Consider the following 16,046-nt stretch of genomic DNA (forward strand, 5'->3'; position numbering starts at 1 on the left):
ACGATTCTACAGCCCGGTATTCGCTTCGTAGGTGCGGATTGCCCTCTGCGAAATCTACCCGGGTGGCCCCGCAAGGCAATCAAAGCGGGTGTCAAACAGAGAAGCAAAGCAGCTTTCGCGCTGTGCATCCCAAGGAAATAGCTATGAAACATACACGCTACATCACCGAAATTGCTGAAAGTCTGGCGCCAGCTAATCAGCCCGAAGGGTTCGGGCAGCTGTTCGTCGTGCTGCTGCGTGAGCTGGCCAAGGGGCGTCCGGTTTCGCAAACGACACTTGCCATGTCTCTCGACTGGCCTGCTCAGCAAGTGAATGCCGTGCTCGAACGGGCCACCAGTACCGAGTACGATAGTGATGGGAATATCGTTGGTTATGGCCTCACCTTGCGCGAGACTTCGCATATCTTCGAGATTGATGGCCGCCGTCTATACGCCTGGTGCGCACTGGACACTCTGATGTTTCCGGCCCTCATTGGCCAGACGGCGCGCGTGTCGTCGCATTGCGCTGCAACCGGAGCACCAGTTTCACTCACGGTTTCGCCGAACGAAATCCGGGATATCGCACCGACCGACGCCGCAGTGTCGTTGGTCCTGCCGCAGGAAACAGCGGACATTCGTCAGTCATTCTGTTGCCACGTCCATTTCTTTGCATCGGTCGTGACGGCGAAAGATTGGGCCTCCAAGCATCAAGGCGTGGAGATCGTAAGCGTCCAAGATGCCTTCCGCTTGGGCCAAGAGCTTAATCGACATATGCTGCAGACCATTCCATCGAGAAAATCGTGATTGGATAACGATTCTACAGCCCGGTATTCGCTTCGTAGGTGCGGATTGCCCTCTGCGAAATCTACCCGGGTGGCCCCGCAAGGCAATCAAAGCGGGTGTCAAATGGTCCCCTACACGTAATCTCGTCTGGCCCACTATGCCGGCGTGAGCATCGACCGGCGGGGGCGAGGGTCTTGCCCGTCTCGGGCCTGCGCCATCCCGCGCGTGTTGCCCGAGTCGATCGGGTCTTTGGTGGTTGTCCAGCGCAGCGGCTCGGCCTGTCCCTTGGGAACTGCGGTTGCAGGGCTGCCCCGCGATCCTGCCTCGCGGCGAGCAATGCAGGCAAAGGCGACTTTCGCTTCCCGAGATCAAAGCCATGCTGCGGGTTCTGCTTCCGCTTAGAAAGCGCCTTCAGCTCCCGCTGAAAATCAATATTCCATGTAACCGATCGAGCCGCACTTGCGAACTTATGGTGGTAGGGCGCCTGTCGGCGGCGCCTTCAGTGCGAGGCCGCAGACCTCGCTCTGAAATAGCACTTGAACCTGTAGGTGCTACAGACCCTATCTTGAAAAGATCGAGGAGACAAGGAATGAGTGAGTATGTTCGAACGGCCCCGGCGCGGCTGACCGGCAAACCCGAAGCGGGGACGTCGCAGGGCGGGCAGAAACTGTTGATGGCGGGCGGGATCCTGGCCGCCCTTGGCGCATCGTCCTGCTGCATACTGCCGCTTGTTCTGTTCAGCATTGGCGTGAGCGGGGCGTGGATCGGAAACCTGACTGCGCTTGCGCCTTACCAGCCCGTCTTTGTGGCTGCAGCGCTTGTCTTTCTCGCTGTGGGCTTCTGGCGCGTCTACCGCCAGCCGAAGGTGGACTGCGTGGAAGGTAGTTCTTGTGCTCGCCCGGGCGCGAGCCGGATTGCCAAAATCGGGCTGTGGGCTGCCACCGTGCTCGTCTTCGCAGCGATGGCGTTCCCTTACGCTGCGCCGTTCCTTCTCGACCTCTGATGCAACCTTTCAAACCAGGAGACTTGTGACCATGAAGACCTTGATTCGCACCGCAGTGACCGTCGCCGCCTTGACTCTCGCCGGAGGCGCTTACGCCGCGCCTCGGACCGCCACGCTTGCGGTTGAGAATGTGAGCTGCGTGACCTGTGCACCAATCGTAAAAAGAACGCTCTCGCGCATCCCCGGTGTCAGCCAGGTCGTGGTCGTGGAGCGGGACGGTCGGGCCACGGCGACCGTGACCTTCGACGATGAGAAGGTCACTGCCGAGGCACTGGCCCAGGCGACCACGAATGCAGGCTATCCTTCGACCGTGACGGGCGTGAAGACCGCGGCTCTCGCGCGCTGACGTGACCGCAATGAATAATCGCGCCCTCTTTCGAACGGGCGTCATCGGAGCGGTCGTGGCGGCGCTCTGCTGCGCGACCCCAATCCTTGGGATTGCGCTGGGAGCGATCGGGCTCTCAGCGCTGGCGACCAAGGTCGATTATGTCCTGATCCCGGTTCTGGTCGCCTCGCTCGGGCTGGTCGGGATCGGGCTCTACCGACGCAAAGTATCCACCCCGGCCGTCATCGACTGCTGTGAGACGGATAAGAACACAGGAAAGTTCAAGTCATGAGTGATTGCTGCGCTCCGAGCGCAAAGAACGGGAACGGCCGCTACGACCTCATTGTCGTCGGCGCCGGCTCGGCCGGGTTCTCGGCCGCGATTACGGCGGCCGAACAAGGGGCGCAAGTTGCGTTGATCGGCCACGGCACGATCGGAGGGACGTGCGTCAATGTCGGCTGCGTCCCGTCGAAGGCCCTTATCCGGGCCGCAGAAGCGGTGCACCACGCCAACGCCGCACCCAGGTTCGCCGGTATCGCCGCAGAGGCTCGGGTGGCAGACTGGGGTGCGCAGGTCGCCCAAAAGGATGCACTGGTCGCGGGTCTGCGTCAGGCGAAGTACGCCGATCTCCTGCCATCTTACAACAGCGTCGCATATCATGAAGGCCGCGCCCGCCTCGTCGATGGTGGCGTCGAAGCCGGTGGCAAGCGTTTCGCGGCGGAACGTATCATCATCGCCACCGGGACCCGGCCGGCGTTGCCGGCGATCCCGGGCATAACGGACATCTCAATCCTCGATAGCACCACGGCGCTGGAGCTGACCGCACTGCCACGCTCGATGATTGTGCTCGGCGGCGGCTACATCGGCGTTGAGCTAGCGCAAACCTTCGCTCGAGTGGGGGTCGAGGTGACGCTAGTCTTCCGCAGCCGCCTCCTGCCGGAAGCAGAGCCTGAGATCGGGGCGGCCCTCGCCGGTTATCTCGCCGACGAGGGTATCAAGGTCGTCGGCGGTCTGACCTACGAGTCGATCCGTCGGACCGAGGAGGGCGTCGCGCTCACGGTGGTTCGGGAAGGACACACAGAAACGCTCGCGGCCGAGCGGGTTCTGGTTGCGACGGGTCGCGCCCCGAACACCGAAAGCCTTGGCCTTCCGGAAGCAGGGATCGCCCTGACGCCGGTGGGCGCGATCGTGGTCGATGACCGGATGCGCACTTCCAAAGCTGGCGTTTACGCGGCCGGCGATGTGACGGGCAAGGACCAGTTCGTCTACATGGCGGCCTATGGCGCGAAGCTCGCGGCAAAGAACGCGCTCAACGGCGACAGCCTCCGCTACGACAACTCGGCGATGCCCGCGGTAGTCTTTACCGATCCGCAGGTGGGAAGCGTCGGCCTCACGGAAGCGCAGGCGCGCGCCGCCGGGTACAATGTCCGCACTTCCGTGCTTTCGCTCGACAACGTGCCCCGCGCGCTCGCGGCCCGGGATACACGCGGCCTGATCAAGCTTGTGGCGGACGGCGACACACGCAAGCTGCTTGGGGCACACATCCTTGCGCCTGAAGGCGCGGACAGTATCCAGACGGCGACGATGGCGATTCGTGGCGGTCTGACAATCGATGACCTCGCGGAGACGATCTTCCCGTATTTGACCACAGTCGAAGGGCTCAAGCTTGCGGCGCAGACATTTGACCGGGATGTCAAGAAGCTGTCCTGCTGCGCGGGCTGACGATCGGCCAAACGATCAGTCGAGGAAGATGTGATGGCGATCGACGCGACAACATCGGAAGAGTTCAGTGTCGAGATCAGGCCGGGCGTATGCCGCCCGGACTGGTCGGCCGTTACCACGCCGGCCGCACGGCATGCGCTCAGCGGGCGCATGGCGGCGCGGGCGGGACTTTTGGACAAGTGGTCGCAGGCGCTCGAACCGAATGAGGATCTGGTGTGGCGGATGGCCCTCGACCTTTACGCCAAGAACGGTCGGTCGCCTCGCGCTAACGAGATCGCCGCCTGCTCTGACATCTCAGAGGAACGCGTGCGCGTCGTTCTGCACAAGCTGCAATTGCGCGATCTTTTGGGCCTTGAACCCGGCACGGACGCGATCCGCTATGCCTACCCTTTCACGGAGACACAGACAGGTCACCACGTCGCACTGAAGAGCCACACCTTGAACAGCCTCTGCGCCATCGACGCGCTCGGGGTCGGCAGAATGTATCGCAGCGACGTCACGGTCGAGTCCCGCTGCCGGCTAAGCGGTGGCAGTGTCCGGGTGACGACAGGCGATGAGGGTCGTACCTTGCGCAACGTGTCGCCGGCTGGCGCCGTAGTCTGGTACGACTTTGCCTATGAAGGAGGTGCGGCGGCAAACTCTTGTTGCCCGTCGATCGCCTTCTTCTGTTCGGAAGAGCAATTGCGGCGTTGGCTTGATCAGCAGTCGTCACCCCGGCACGGCGTCATGTTGGTGATGGAAGAGGCCCTGGAAGTCGGCCGCGCGATCTTTGGTCCAGTTTTGACAGTGCCCGACCAAGTGTCGGAGGAAGAGTCGCGAGCACCTTCTAAGTCGAGGAAGGTGGTTCTCTGACAATCGAGCTGCGCCATCTTCGCTACTTTATTGCAGCTGCAGAGCGCGGGAGCTTTCGACGCGCAGCGAAGGCGCTTGAGATTCATGAGTCCGCCATCAGCCGGCGTATTCGCGATCTGGAAGATGAACTCGGAGCGGCTCTATTCATTCGGCACCATGGCGGTGTGCACCTCACGCAAGCCGGCCAGAGATTTCTCGTCCGCGCTCGCAAGGCCATCACTCAGATCGGTCATGCGGCTATGGATGTTGGTTCGTTTGGGCGCGGCGAAGCGGGCACCGTGCGCATCGGAATATTCTCGTCGCTTGCATCCGGCTTTCTCGCCGATCTCCTCCGAGCCTATGCTGCGGCGAACCCAACCATCCGCCCCGATCTGATTGAAGGCGGGCCCTCCGGCCACATCGCCGCGATCCAACGACATCACCTGGATGTCGCCTTCCTGACTGGTGAGCCGATCGCGGACGGGTGCGATCTGGCGCATCTTTGGAATGAGCGCGTCTTCGTAGCATTGCCAAACGATGACGGCCTGTCTCGGAATCGCGAGATTTCTTGGACGAGCCTGCGAGACCGACACTTCATCGTCAGTGAGACTGATCCGGGTCCGGAGATCCACGACTACCTGGTGAAGCACCTCGCTGACCTTGGGCACCACCCCAACGTCGAACGCTACCGTGTCGGTCGAGACAACCTCATGAATCTCGTCGCCATGGGTCAGGGCCTCACGCTGACCAGCGAAGCGACTATCGCGGCGCGCTTTCCCGGCGTCGTCTACCGCCCACTGAGCGAAGAGATTCTGCCGTTCTGCGCGATCTGGTCGCCGCACAATGATAATCCGGCTCTACGGCGGTTGCTGAGCCTGGCCAGAACAATGTCGCGACGATCGAACGCCGTCGCAGTGCCGGGACTGATCGCTAATTCTGCGACGTCGAGCCTGAGCTAGCGGGCGGGCGCCCGCGTTCACCGTCACGTCGCGCCTTCGTGAATCCTCGGTCGGTCGCCATGAATCGCTCGATCATCGGTGAAATCAGCTTCACCGGATCGCCCATGGATCTTCCGGTCTCGCGGGCGAGTACCTGGGCATAGGCCACGAGATCGCGGTGAACCGTGGCCGGCAGTTCGAGCGAGACCTTGACCGGCTTGTCATCGGTGATCGGGCCGAGTTTCAACTTCGCCATGTCAGCCTCCGTAGGGTTCGAGCACCAGATCGCGGGTGACGATCACGCGGACCGGGTATCCGGGTCGGATAGTGAGTGTCGGCGCAATGTTGAGCTGGCGGCTAACGATCTGCCGACCGGTCTGACTGACGCTGTCTGATGCGCCTTGACGCAGCGCTCGCACGATGTCGCTGTCCTGGCCAGACGATCCTGCCTCGGCGCCAACGCTGAGGATAGTGGAGAGCGCGGCGGCCTTGAACAGTTCGCCCCAGTGATAGTCGACACCATCCTCAAGGCCGGCATAGCCCTCAGAATCGGCACCCGGCTGACGCTCGAGCACGATCGAGCGGCCGTTCGGCATGATGAGCCGGTTCCAGACAAGCAGCACGCGGCGCTGTCCAAACCCGACGCCGTTATCATACTGGCCGATCAATCGGGTGCCCTGCGGCACGAGCAGTATGCGGCCGGTTGGGCTGTCATAGACGTTCTCGGTCACCTGGGCGGTGATCTGGCCGGGCAGATCAGAGCGGATGCCGGTAATCAGCGCGGCCGAGATCACCGCGCCGCCCTGAAGGATGTTGGGCGATGCCGGCGCCATGACGCGGTCCGGGGAGACAGTCCGCCGATCGGCAGCAGCGTTAAGGAAAGCGAGTTGGCGATCCTGCGCGGTCGGCGTGGCCGGCTGCGGCGCAAGGCCGAGGCTTGTTAGATCGGGCAGAGGCAATTGGGCATTTGGGAGCGGTGTTCCGCTTGGTGACGTCGCTGTCGGCGTGGACGTTACTCTTGTCTCGGTCGAGGCGAACAGCCGCGCCGTCCGTGCCGCTTCCACCTCCTGAAGCCGGCGCTGTTCCTCGGCGCTGAGGCCGGGGGTGGGTGTCGACATGCCAGGAACCGGGACTGGTTGACCCCGATTCTGCGCGTCAAGGATGGGACGGCCGAGGTCGCCGGGCAGCGGAGGCCCCAGCACCGGCCCCGTATAATCACGCGGCAAGCCGGCAAGGCCATCGGCAGTCGCCCGATTGTCGGTCGAATATAGTTCCTCGTTCGGGTGGCCGCCGTCGCGGGTCTGGAGGGCGTAGATCAGTGCGCCGCCGATTCCGACGCTGGCGACGAGACCGAGGCCAGCCAGCACCTTCCTCGACAATCGCGTGACCCGCGGCGCCTCGGCGCGTAGCCGCATCGGTGGCGCCGGCTCACCGGCCAAGGGCTGCTCGACGTTCTCCGGTTCAGTCCCTTCCTCCTTCCGGGGATCGCTCTCGCTCACGATGCCGGCCTCCCGTCGGTGCGGGTGATGCGCACGCGCTTCTGGCGATCGCCCGCGCCGAAGCGCAGCTCGGCGGCGGCGAACAGGCGATCGACGATCATGTGGTTGCCGCGGACCCGGTAGTTCACGAGCTCGGAAGTATTGCCCTCCGGCCCGACGACGAAGAGCGGCGGCATCTCGCCCTGTCCGATGCCGCGCGGAAACTCGATGAAGACCTGGCGACCATCGTCGAAGGCGCGGAGCGGTCGCCACGGCGCGCGGTCGCCGTCGATCTCATAGCGAAAATTGACACGGGACAGGTCGATGCCGGTGGCGACGGGCTGGGCGGCCTGGGACTCAGTGTTCTGGCGGCGGAGCGCAATGAGCTGATCGTGGGGATATTGCCAGGAGACCGATGCCATATAGGTACGGTTGGTCGAGCGCAGCTCCATGTGGTAGGTGCGCAGATTGGTGTTGATGACCAGGTTGGTCATCAGCTCGGCGCGCGTGGGTTTCACCAGGATATGGATCTGTCGCGTCGCGCCCGATCCGCTTTCGGTGTCGCCGATGATCCAGCGCACGGTGTCACCGGCCGCCACCGGGCCGGAGCCGACAAGCTGCTCGCCGGGCTGGAGCGCGATGTCGGTGATCTGCCCGACGGCGGTGTAGACCTGATACAGCGCGCCTTGCGTAAACGGATAGACCTGCATCGAGTTGATGAAGCCGTTGCGAACCGGCTGCACGCGGGCGGCGGCGTTGGCCTGATTGACGCGCGCGGCCGGATCGCTCGCCTCCGGTGCGCTCCGCGTCGTCTCGACCGGCTTCAGCTGACCTGGGAGCGGCAGCGGCCGGGGCAGCTCGACCACGGTGACGGGCGCCGGTGGGTCGGCCGCCTGCACAGCGGGCGCTGCGTCGTCATAGCTGATCTCGGGTGGCTTCTGCGTGGTGGCGCAGCCGGCGAGCGCGGTCGTCGCGAGGAGAATGATCGGCAGCGCGGCTTTGCGCAAAACCGGCGATACGTATGTGTGTGAAGCCGGGTCTCCGGCTTTACGGAAAGACGACTTCATTGTCCCAGCTCCCGTGACCAGTTGATGGCGTTGACGTAGATTCCGAGCGGGTTCGCCCGGAGTTTTTCGGCGGTGCGCGGCGGCTGCACGACGATGGTGAGGATGGCGGTCCAGCGCGATGTCTCGGCGAGGGCGCCGTCCTGATAGCGGCGCTCGACCCAGGCGACTCGGAAACTCGTAGGGGACGCGCGGATGACCGACGAGACGTCGACCGAGATTTGCTGCTTGCCGACCTTGGTGAAGGGGTCGTTGGCGCGGGCATAATCGTTGAGCGCCATCGCGCCGGCGGAGGTGGTGAACTCGTAAGCCCGCAGCCAGTTCTGGCGCACGATGATGGCGTCTGCCGGGATCGAGCGGACCTGCTCGATGAAGCGCGCCAGATGCCAGGCCATTTGCGGATCGGTCGGCTGATAGTCGGCAGTGGCGGGCGCGATGGCCTGCGCCTGGCCGAGCCGATCGACTTGAACCACCCAGGGTACGATCGTCCCGCGCGCCGACTGCCAGACAAGCGCCGAAGCGAAGCCAGCGGAGAGGATCAGCGAGCCGAACGCCATCAGCCGCCAGTTCTTCGCCTGCACGCGCGCCGAGCCGATGCGTTCGTCCCAGATCTGGCCGGCACGCTGATAGGGCGTCTCGGGTTCGGGGGATTTGCCATAGTGGGTTGCTGGTCGTTTGAAGAGGCTCATTCAGCGGTCGCTTTCGGAAAGGTTGATGGAAGAGCCGCCGCCGTGGCTGTCGCCAGAGCGAACGGCATGCGCGGCGGCCTGGACGCCATGGGTGAGGTTCTGAGAGCGCTTCATGCGCTTGGCCCAGTCAGGCGGTCCCTGACGGGAGGCGCTCTGGCCGGTGGTGGCGCCGCTGGCGGCCTCGCTGTCGCCGCCAACCGTGCCTGCGGTCGATGTTCCGCCCGTGGCCTCGAAGGCGGACTGAGCGCCGGCCGAGAAGCTCGACTTCATGCTGTCGGCCGCGCGCGACGCGGCGCGTTTCAACGGCGAGGCGGCAGCGGACGCGCCCGCGCGGGCAACGCCGCCGAGACCGGAAGCAACGCCCGCCGCGCCGGACTGGCCGGTGGCGCCGAGGCTGTAGGCGGTGGATGCGCCGCCTGCGATCGCGGCTCCGCCGCGCGCCGCCGCGGCAGCACCGCCGATCGCTGCCGCGCCTCCGGAAGCGACGGCTCCCACTGTGGCGGCGCCGGCTGCGACCATGCCGCCAGCGGCGAGGCCGGTGCCCACGGCGGCGCCTGCGCCAAGCTGCGGGCCGCCGGAGACGAGGCCATTGGCGATGCCGGGCCCAAAGATGCCGAGACCGAGGAGGCTCAGCGCCGCGAGCACGATCGCCATGGCCTGATCGATCGTCGGTGTCGCGCCGCCAAAGCCTGCGGTGAATTCTGAAAACAGCGTCGAGCCGATGCCGATGATGACGGCCAGCACCAGCACTTTGATGCCGCTCGAGATCACATTGCCGAGGACACGCTCCGCCATGAAGGCGGATTTGCCGAACAGGCCGAAGGGAATGAGGACGAAGCCGGCGAGCGTTGTCAGCTTGAACTCGATCAGCGTGACGAAGAGCTGAATCGCGAGAATAAAGAAGGCGAGCAGCACCAGCGCCCAGGCCAGGAACATGCAGGCGATCTGGATGAAATTCTCGAAGAACGACCAGTAGCCCATCAGGCCGGAGATCGATTCCAGCAGCGGCCGGCCGGCATCGAGGCCGGTCTGCGCCACCTTGCCGGGGCGCAGAAGATCGGCCGTCGTAAAGCCCGTGCCGGACGCCTTCAGGCCGAGGCCGGCGAAGCTCTCGAAGATGATCCTGGCGAGGTTGTTCCAGTTGCCGATGAGGTAGGCGAAGACGCCGACGAACAGAGTTTTCTTGACCAGGCGGGCGAGAATGTCGTCGTCGGCGCCCCAGCTCCAGAACAGGGCGGCAAGCGTCACGTCGATGACGATTAGCGTGGTGGCGATGAAGGCCACCTCGCCACCGAGCAGACCGAAACCCGAGTCGATGTAGCGAGTGAAGACCTCGAGGAAATGGTCGATGACGCCTGTGCCGCCCATGATGTTATCGGGCCTCGCCAGCTTCGGGCGCGGTCGCCGGGGCAGTTTTCTTGCGAACCGGATCGGCTTCGGCCGGCGTGGTTGCGGAGATGTTTCCGCTCGACCTCGGAGCCGGCGAAGCGTCAGGCAGACGCTCGGCGGGACGAGCACCGGGAGCGAGGAAACGCTGGCGGTTCTCGGCCCATGCGCGAAGGCAGGCCGCATCGCGTGGTCCGGCCTCGCCTAGGAGCTGACAGCGCAGAAGCTCCTCTCGGAGCGGGTCGGCCGAGGTGTTCTCGGCTCGGCCGAGGCTCCGGAACATCGGCTCCTCTTCCTTCCGAGTCAGCTCGATCGCGGTCGCCGTGACGGCGACCGCGACGAAGAGGACAGCGCCGAGCCGTGCGAGCATCTTTGCGTCCATCGGTCAGCCCTCAGTTGCCGTTCGGAAACATCCGGGCGTTGCCGGGTTGGTAGCTCGTGCCCGGCATGAGGAAGCGGCGACGCTGCTCGCGGCCCTGTTCAGCCGCGGCGGCCTGTTCGGCGGATTGCATCGCCTGGGCGCGGCCGTTCGCGGCGACGACGGCAGTGAGATCGGCTAGCTGCTGCGCCTGGAGGGCGAGGAGCTGGTTGCCTGCCTGCGTCGCCTGCAGCGCGCCAGTCGCGCCCTGGCTTTGTCCGACCAACGCCGACATCTGCGTGCGATTGGTGTCGATGTTGCCGACGACGCCGGCCTGCACGCGCATCGCGTCCTGCAGTCCGCCGACGGTGTTCTGCCAGCGGGTCCTCGCGTCGGCGACGAGCTGCTGGTCCGAGGCCGACATTGATGCGTTGCCGTAGGTGGTACGGAACGCCTGGTCGATGTTCTGGACGTCGTAGGCGATGCGCTGCGCCTGCTGCAGGAGTTGCTGGGTCCGCTGCACGGACTGTTGAAGCTGCTGGAGCGAAGAGAACGGCAGGCTCGCGAGATTGCGGGCCTGGTTGATGAGCGACGTCGCCTGGTTCTGGAGCGAGGTGATCTGGTTGTTGATCTGCTCTAGCGATCGTGCCGCCGTCAGCACGTTCTGAGCGTAGTTCGACGGGTCGTAGACGATCCATTGCGCCGCAGCCGGAGGTGCGAATATCGGCGTAAGCGCCAGCGGCGCCGCCAGGATGGACAGAGCGAGCCGGGCGGCGCGCGAGCGGGAGCGAAAACGGGTCATGACGATACCTCCTGGCTGGTGGGAATGACGGTCTGGGGGATGACGTTGGTGAGGTCGGCGATGAGGTCCGCCGCCCAGCCGAGCGAGCATTCGGCGAGCCATTCGTGCAGGAAGCCGTCACGGCCCGACCGGGCGAACACCTCGGCGATCAGCGCCTGATGCTGTTTCGACGACGCGGCGCAGAGCGCCAGCGCGACGTCGGACAGGCCCAACTCGAACAGCCGGTTGCCGCGTCGTGACTGGCAGTAGTAGTCGCGCTTCGGCGTGGCCCGCGCGAGGATCTCGATCTGGCGACCGTTGAGACCGAAGCGGCGATAAATCGCGGTGATCTGCGGCTCGATCGCGCGCTCGTTGGGCAGCAGCAGACGGGTCTGGCAGCTCTCGATGATCGCGGGCGCGATGGCGGAATTGTCGATGTCCGACAGCGATTGTGTGGCGAAGATGACGCTGGCGTTCTTCTTGCGCAGCGTCTTCAGCCACTCGCGGAGCTGACCGGCGAAGCCTTCGTCGTCGAGCGCCAGCCAGCCTTCATCGACAATCAGCAGTGTCGGCCTGCCGTCGAGCCGGTCCTCGATGCGGTGGAACAGATAGGCGAGGACCGCGGGCGCGGCGCCGGTGCCGATCAGGCCCTCAGTCTCGAACGCCTGGACCGACGCTTCACCCAGATGCTCGGCCTCGGCGTCGAGCAGCCGGCCATAGGGCCCGCCGACGCAATAGGGCCGTAGCGCCTGTTTCAGGTCGTTCGATTGCAGGAGGACTGCGAGGCCGGTGATGGTGCGTTCGCTGATGGGCGCGGAGGCAAGCGACGTCAGCGCCGACCACAGATGCTCCTTGACGTCGGGCGTGATCGGTACGCCCTCGCGCATCAGGATCGCGACGACCCAGTCCGCCGCCCAGGCGCGCTCCTGCGCCTCGTGGATGCTGGCGAGCGGCTGGAGCGAGACGGAGGAATCCGACCCCTCGGTGAGGCCACCGCCGAGATCGTGCCAATCGCCGCGCATCGCCAGCGCAGCCGCGCGGATCGAGCCGCCGAAATCGAACGCGAAGACCTGGGCGCCGGCGTAGCGGCGAAATTGCAGCGCCATCAGCGCCAGCAGCACCGACTTACCGGCGCCGGTCGGTCCGACGACAAGCGTGTGACCGACATCGCCGACATGAAGGGAAAACCGGAACGGGGTGCTTCCCTCGGTCTTGCCATAGAGCAAGGGGGGCGACCCGAAGTGCTCATCCCGTTCCGGCCCCGCCCACACCGCCGACAGCGGGATCATGTGGGCGAGATTGAGCGTCGAGATCGGCGGTTGCCGGACATTGGCGTAGACGTGGCCGGGCAGTGAGCCGAGCCAGGCGTCCACCGCGTTGATCGTCTCCGGCATCGCCGTGAAATCGCGGCCCTGGACGATCTTCTCGACCAGCCGCAGCTTCTCGGCGGCGATGCGCGGATCCTCGTCCCAGACCGTGACGGTCGCCGTCACATAGGCCTGGCCGGCATAGTCGGCGCCGAGTTCCTGCAGGGCGAGGTCGGCATCCGCCGCCTTGTTGGCGGCATCCGTATCCACGAGCGCGGACGCCTCGTTGGTCATCACCTCCTTCAGGATGGCGGCGATCGACTTGCGCTTGGCGAACCATTGCCGCCGGATCTTCGTCAGCAGCTTGGTCGCATCGGTCTTGTCGAGCAGGATGGCGCGCGTCGACCAGCGATAGGGAAAGGCGAGCCGATTGAGATCGTCGAGCAATCCGGGCGTCGTCGCGGTGGGAAAGCCGACGATGGTGAGCACGCGCAGATGCGCCGTTCCCAGTCTCGGCTCCAGACCGCCGGTGAGCGTCTGGTCGGCAATCAGGGCATCGAGATACATCGGCGTCTCGGGAACGCGGACGCGGTGGCGTTTGGTCGAGACGCAGGAATGCAGGTAGGTCAGCGTCTCGCCGTCATCGAGCCAGACGCATTCCGGCATGAAGCCTTCGACGAGCTGCAGCACGCGATCGGTGCGGTCGATGAAGCCGCGCAGGATCTCATGGGCATCGACGCCCGATTGCTCTCGTCCCTCATAGAGCCAGGCTTCGGTGCGCGCGGCGTCCTCGGCCAGCGGCAGATAGAGGATGGTGAGGAAGTAGCTGGATTCGAAATGCGTGCCCGCTTCCTCGAAATCGGCCTTCCTCTCGGCATCCAGCAGACCGGAAGCTGAATCCGGAAACATGCTTGAGGGATAGGTCGCGGCGGTATGGCGCTGTGCCTCGACGAAGATCGACCAGCCGGAGCCGAGGCGCCGGAAGGCGTTGTTGAGCCGGCCGGCGACGGCGACCAGTTCGGCCGGCACGGCGGAATCCATGTCGGGGCCGCGGAAGCGGGCGGTGCGCTGGAACGAGCCGTCCTTGTTGAGCACCACGCCTTCGCCGACCAGGGCGACCCAGGGGAGGAAGTCGGCGAGCCGGGAGTTGCGATTGCGATATTCGGCAAGGTTCAACATCGGTACGCCTCCTCAGACCGCCAGATGGCCGGGGATGCGCAAATGGCGGCGCACGACGTCGACGAATTGGGGATCGCGCTTGGCCGCCCAAACGGCGGCGAAGTGGCCGATAGCCCAAAGGCCAAGGCCGACCAGCCAGAGGCGAAGGCCGAGGCCGAGGGCTGCGGCCAGCGTGCCGTTGAGGATGGCGATCGAGCGCGGGGCGCCGCCGAGCAGGATATGCTCGGTCAGCGCCCGGTGTACGGGCACGGAGAAGCCGGGCACTTCGACCGAGGGGTCGACCATGCCGGCCATCAGACGAGCGCCCCGCCACCGAACGAGAAGAACGACAGGAAGAACGAGCTGGCCGCAAACGCGATCGACAGGCCGAAGACGATCTGGATCAGCTTGCGGGCGCCGCCAGACGTGTCGCCGAAGGCGAGCGTCAGGCCGGTGATGATGATGATCATCACCGCGATGATCTTGGCGACCGGGCCCTCGATCGACTGGAGGATTTGCTGAAGCGGCTGCTCCCACGGCATGGACGAGCCCGACGCGTGGGCGGCGGGCGCCAGCGCGATCGAAAGGAAGGTGACGGAGGCCGCTGTCGCGATGTGGCGGCGCATGCGGAGCGAATGACGGATCATGCTGGATCTCCCGATGGTTCGGATGCTGCGAGGGTGATGGCGTAATCGCCGTCTGGGCCGAGCCCATCGACACGGGCGAGTTCGGCAAGACGTCGTTGGGCGCCGCGGCCGGACAGCACGGCGACGAGATCAATGGTCTCGGCGATCAGTGCGCGCGGCACGGTGACGACGGCTTCCTGAATGAGCTGCTCGAGGCGGCGCACTGCGCCGATCGCGGTGCCGGCGTGGATGGTGCCGATGCCGCCCGGATGGCCGGTGCCCCAGGCTTTCAGCAGGTCGAGGGCTTCAGCGCCGCGAACCTCGCCGATCGGAATCCGGTCGGGGCGGAGCCGCAGGCTGGAGCGCACCAGATCGGAGAGCGAGACGACGCCGTCCTTGGTGCGCAGAGCAACGAGATTGGGCGCGGCGCATTGCAGCTCGCGCGTATCCTCGATCAAGACGACGCGATCGTCTGTCTTAGCGACTTCGGCCAGCAGCGCGTTGGTGAGGGTCGTTTTGCCGGTTGACGTGCCACCGGCGACGAGGATGTTTTGCCGGGACGCCACGGCATCGCGCAGCGCCTCGGCTTGCGCGCCCGTCATGATGCCGGCGGCGGCATAATCGTCCAGGGTGAACACTGCGACAGCGGGCTTGCGGATGGCGAAGGCCGGGGCCGCGACGACGGGCGGCAGCAGGCCTTCGAACCGTTCTCCTGTCTCGGGCAGCTCGGCCGAGACGCGCGGGCTACCGGGATGAACCTCGGCGCCGACATGGTGCGCGACGAGGCGGATGATGCGCTCGCCATCGGCGGGCGACAGTCGCTCCCCCGTATCGGCCAGGCCTTCGGACAGACGGTCGATCCAGAGCCGCCCGTCGGGGTTGAGCATCACCTCGACGATCGCGGGATCTTCCAGGAACCGGGCGATGGCGGGGCCGAGGGCGGTGCGCAACATGCGCGCACCCCGCGTGATCGCCTCGGATTTCTGGTGAGTTGCCGCCACGTCGTCCCCGTCCTTTTGCGGGCGCGCTCGACGCGGCCCTGGATCGGGGATGATTAAGAGGGCCAGAAATCAGACGGGTTCAACAAGATTAGACCGTCGTAGTAGCCTAGCGTGCAAATACAGGAGAACGGCGGAATCGGCCCCGACTTGATCGACCACAAGCGGACACTATCGGTCCTCTTGCAGCGACTCGTCGTGATCGTCGCGGAGCCTACCGGCAATATCGTCCGGGATTTCGCGCAGAAAGCTCTGACCCTTCTGAAGCCTTTTACCGAGCGTCTCAACGAAGCCTTCGAAGCGCTCACGACCCTTGATCTGTGCGGCGGCCTGCGCGTCGCCGGGCAATGGCGGCGTGATCGTCAGCCAGAAGCGGACGAACAGCGCCAGCGTCTCCGCCGTTACACCGAGGTCGCGCTCGATCCGTTGGGCCTGGCGCGAGAGCCGATCCATCCGGCGGGTGAAGGCGGCTTCGCGTCGATCGGCGGCGTCAGGCGACAGGAACGACGCCACAGCCGCCTCGACGATGGCCGATCGCGAGATTTTCTTGCGCTCCGACAGCTCGCTGATCCGGGTGATCATCTCGACGGGCAAGGTGAGGTTCAGGCGATCCCGCATTGC

General features: G+C 65.2%; 19 protein-coding genes and 1 pseudogene. 8 read left to right on the forward strand and 12 right to left on the reverse strand.

Going from position 1 to position 16,046, the window contains the following annotated elements; translation table 11 throughout:
* Positions 1-143: 143 nt before the first annotated feature.
* From merB (GGQ90_RS21860) to GGQ90_RS21890, 8 genes and pseudogenes are all read left to right on the forward strand, one after another.
* Positions 144-782, forward strand: a complete 639-nt coding sequence (merB, locus tag GGQ90_RS21860; protein ID WP_031383073.1) for an organomercurial lyase MerB — start codon at positions 144-146, stop codon at positions 780-782.
* A 568-nt stretch (positions 783-1,350) separates the two neighbouring features.
* Positions 1,351-1,764: a mercuric transporter MerT family protein gene (locus tag GGQ90_RS21865; protein ID WP_069612004.1), complete on the forward strand. Its 414-nt coding sequence runs from the start codon at positions 1,351-1,353 to the stop codon at positions 1,762-1,764.
* 31 nt (positions 1,765-1,795) lie between these two features.
* Entirely contained in the window at positions 1,796-2,110 is a 315-nt protein-coding gene (locus GGQ90_RS21870) for a cation transporter (RefSeq protein ID WP_069612005.1), read from the forward strand.
* Between the two features lie 10 nt (positions 2,111-2,120).
* Positions 2,121-2,381, forward strand: a complete 261-nt coding sequence (gene merF / locus GGQ90_RS21875) for a mercury resistance system transport protein MerF (RefSeq protein WP_188083977.1) — start codon at positions 2,121-2,123, stop codon at positions 2,379-2,381.
* A complete protein-coding gene (gene merA / locus GGQ90_RS21880; RefSeq protein ID WP_069612007.1) occupies positions 2,378-3,811 on the forward strand; it encodes a mercury(II) reductase in 1,434 nt (477 codons plus the stop codon). The genes merF and merA overlap by 4 nt, the downstream gene beginning before the upstream one ends.
* Positions 3,812-3,844: 33 nt before the next feature.
* The gene (gene merB, locus GGQ90_RS21885; protein WP_069612008.1) at positions 3,845-4,663 is read left to right on the forward strand and encodes an organomercurial lyase; all 819 of its coding nucleotides are present in this window, start codon (positions 3,845-3,847) and stop codon (positions 4,661-4,663) included.
* Positions 4,664-4,692: 29 nt separating this feature from the next.
* Positions 4,693-4,791, forward strand: a pseudogene (locus tag GGQ90_RS29385) (helix-turn-helix domain-containing protein); the annotation flags it as partial.
* Positions 4,792-4,902: 111 nt separating this feature from the next.
* Positions 4,903-5,601, forward strand: coding sequence for a LysR family substrate-binding domain-containing protein (locus tag GGQ90_RS21890; RefSeq protein ID WP_245201715.1), 699 nt, complete (start codon positions 4,903-4,905; stop codon positions 5,599-5,601).
* Here the strand turns inward: GGQ90_RS21890 and GGQ90_RS21895 are convergent.
* From GGQ90_RS21895 to GGQ90_RS21950, 12 genes are all read right to left on the reverse strand, one after another.
* On the reverse strand, positions 5,573-5,836 hold the full coding sequence (locus tag GGQ90_RS21895) for a DUF2274 domain-containing protein (RefSeq protein ID WP_069612011.1): 264 nt from the start codon (positions 5,834-5,836) through the stop codon (positions 5,573-5,575). The two genes, GGQ90_RS21890 and GGQ90_RS21895, sit on opposite strands and share 29 nt — an antisense overlap.
* Position 5,837: 1 nt before the next feature.
* On the reverse strand, positions 5,838-6,995 hold the full coding sequence (locus GGQ90_RS21900; RefSeq protein ID WP_197939290.1) for a TraB/TrbI/VirB10 family type IV secretion system protein: 1,158 nt from the start codon (positions 6,993-6,995) through the stop codon (positions 5,838-5,840).
* Between the two features lie 80 nt (positions 6,996-7,075).
* Complete coding sequence (trbG, locus tag GGQ90_RS21905; RefSeq protein ID WP_069612013.1) at positions 7,076-8,125, reverse strand: P-type conjugative transfer protein TrbG; 1,050 nt, start codon at positions 8,123-8,125, stop codon at positions 7,076-7,078.
* Positions 8,122-8,811: a conjugal transfer protein TrbF gene (trbF, locus tag GGQ90_RS21910; protein WP_069612014.1), complete on the reverse strand. Its 690-nt coding sequence runs from the start codon at positions 8,809-8,811 to the stop codon at positions 8,122-8,124. Before trbF ends, trbG begins: the two co-directional genes overlap by 4 nt.
* Complete coding sequence (gene trbL, locus GGQ90_RS21915) at positions 8,812-10,179, reverse strand: P-type conjugative transfer protein TrbL (RefSeq protein ID WP_188083978.1); 1,368 nt, start codon at positions 10,177-10,179, stop codon at positions 8,812-8,814.
* 4 nt (positions 10,180-10,183) lie between these two features.
* Positions 10,184-10,579, reverse strand: coding sequence for a putative entry exclusion protein TrbK-alt (gene trbK-alt / locus GGQ90_RS29390; protein ID WP_188083979.1), 396 nt, complete (start codon positions 10,577-10,579; stop codon positions 10,184-10,186).
* A gap of 10 nt (positions 10,580-10,589) precedes the next feature.
* Entirely contained in the window at positions 10,590-11,357 is a 768-nt protein-coding gene (trbJ, locus tag GGQ90_RS21925; RefSeq protein WP_188083980.1) for a P-type conjugative transfer protein TrbJ, read from the reverse strand.
* Positions 11,354-13,822: a conjugal transfer protein TrbE gene (trbE, locus tag GGQ90_RS21930; protein WP_188083981.1), complete on the reverse strand. Its 2,469-nt coding sequence runs from the start codon at positions 13,820-13,822 to the stop codon at positions 11,354-11,356. The genes trbJ and trbE overlap by 4 nt, the downstream gene beginning before the upstream one ends.
* A 12-nt stretch (positions 13,823-13,834) precedes the next feature.
* The gene (locus GGQ90_RS21935) at positions 13,835-14,116 is read right to left on the reverse strand and encodes a VirB3 family type IV secretion system protein (RefSeq protein ID WP_069612019.1); all 282 of its coding nucleotides are present in this window, start codon (positions 14,114-14,116) and stop codon (positions 13,835-13,837) included.
* A complete protein-coding gene (locus GGQ90_RS21940) occupies positions 14,116-14,448 on the reverse strand; it encodes a TrbC/VirB2 family type IV secretion system protein (protein ID WP_069612020.1) in 333 nt (110 codons plus the stop codon). The genes GGQ90_RS21935 and GGQ90_RS21940 overlap by 1 nt, the downstream gene beginning before the upstream one ends.
* Entirely contained in the window at positions 14,445-15,380 is a 936-nt protein-coding gene (gene trbB / locus GGQ90_RS21945) for a P-type conjugative transfer ATPase TrbB (RefSeq protein WP_223178394.1), read from the reverse strand. The genes GGQ90_RS21940 and trbB overlap by 4 nt, the downstream gene beginning before the upstream one ends.
* Positions 15,381-15,596: 216 nt before the next feature.
* Positions 15,597-16,043: a ribbon-helix-helix protein, CopG family gene (locus tag GGQ90_RS21950; protein ID WP_069612022.1), complete on the reverse strand. Its 447-nt coding sequence runs from the start codon at positions 16,041-16,043 to the stop codon at positions 15,597-15,599.
* Between the last annotated feature and the right edge of the window lie 3 nt (positions 16,044-16,046).

The organism is Sphingobium scionense, from assembly GCF_014197035.1.
Lineage (GTDB): Bacteria > Pseudomonadota > Alphaproteobacteria > Sphingomonadales > Sphingomonadaceae > Sphingobium > Sphingobium scionense.

Coding starts and splice junctions, on each gene's coding strand:
- merB (WP_069612008.1), top strand. CDS start 3,845: ATGGCGATCGACGCGACAACATCGGAAGAGTTCAGTGTCGAGATCAGG.
- trbK-alt (WP_188083979.1), bottom strand. CDS start 10,579: ATGGACGCAAAGATGCTCGCACGGCTCGGCGCTGTCCTCTTCGTCGCG.
- GGQ90_RS21890 (WP_245201715.1), top strand. CDS start 4,903: ATGGATGTTGGTTCGTTTGGGCGCGGCGAAGCGGGCACCGTGCGCATC.
- trbB (WP_223178394.1), bottom strand. CDS start 15,380: ATGTTGCGCACCGCCCTCGGCCCCGCCATCGCCCGGTTCCTGGAAGAT.
- GGQ90_RS21940 (WP_069612020.1), bottom strand. CDS start 14,448: ATGATCCGTCATTCGCTCCGCATGCGCCGCCACATCGCGACAGCGGCC.
- trbE (WP_188083981.1), bottom strand. CDS start 13,822: ATGTTGAACCTTGCCGAATATCGCAATCGCAACTCCCGGCTCGCCGAC.
- GGQ90_RS21900 (WP_197939290.1), bottom strand. CDS start 6,995: ATGCGGCTACGCGCCGAGGCGCCGCGGGTCACGCGATTGTCGAGGAAG.
- GGQ90_RS21935 (WP_069612019.1), bottom strand. CDS start 14,116: ATGGCCGGCATGGTCGACCCCTCGGTCGAAGTGCCCGGCTTCTCCGTG.
- trbJ (WP_188083980.1), bottom strand. CDS start 11,357: ATGACCCGTTTTCGCTCCCGCTCGCGCGCCGCCCGGCTCGCTCTGTCC.
- trbF (WP_069612014.1), bottom strand. CDS start 8,811: ATGAGCCTCTTCAAACGACCAGCAACCCACTATGGCAAATCCCCCGAA.
- merF (WP_188083977.1), top strand. CDS start 2,121: ATGAATAATCGCGCCCTCTTTCGAACGGGCGTCATCGGAGCGGTCGTG.
- GGQ90_RS21870 (WP_069612005.1), top strand. CDS start 1,796: ATGAAGACCTTGATTCGCACCGCAGTGACCGTCGCCGCCTTGACTCTC.
- merB (WP_031383073.1), top strand. CDS start 144: ATGAAACATACACGCTACATCACCGAAATTGCTGAAAGTCTGGCGCCA.
- GGQ90_RS21865 (WP_069612004.1), top strand. CDS start 1,351: ATGAGTGAGTATGTTCGAACGGCCCCGGCGCGGCTGACCGGCAAACCC.
- trbL (WP_188083978.1), bottom strand. CDS start 10,179: ATGGGCGGCACAGGCGTCATCGACCATTTCCTCGAGGTCTTCACTCGC.
- merA (WP_069612007.1), top strand. CDS start 2,378: ATGAGTGATTGCTGCGCTCCGAGCGCAAAGAACGGGAACGGCCGCTAC.
- GGQ90_RS21950 (WP_069612022.1), bottom strand. CDS start 16,043: ATGCGGGATCGCCTGAACCTCACCTTGCCCGTCGAGATGATCACCCGG.
- trbG (WP_069612013.1), bottom strand. CDS start 8,125: ATGAAGTCGTCTTTCCGTAAAGCCGGAGACCCGGCTTCACACACATAC.
- GGQ90_RS21895 (WP_069612011.1), bottom strand. CDS start 5,836: ATGGCGAAGTTGAAACTCGGCCCGATCACCGATGACAAGCCGGTCAAG.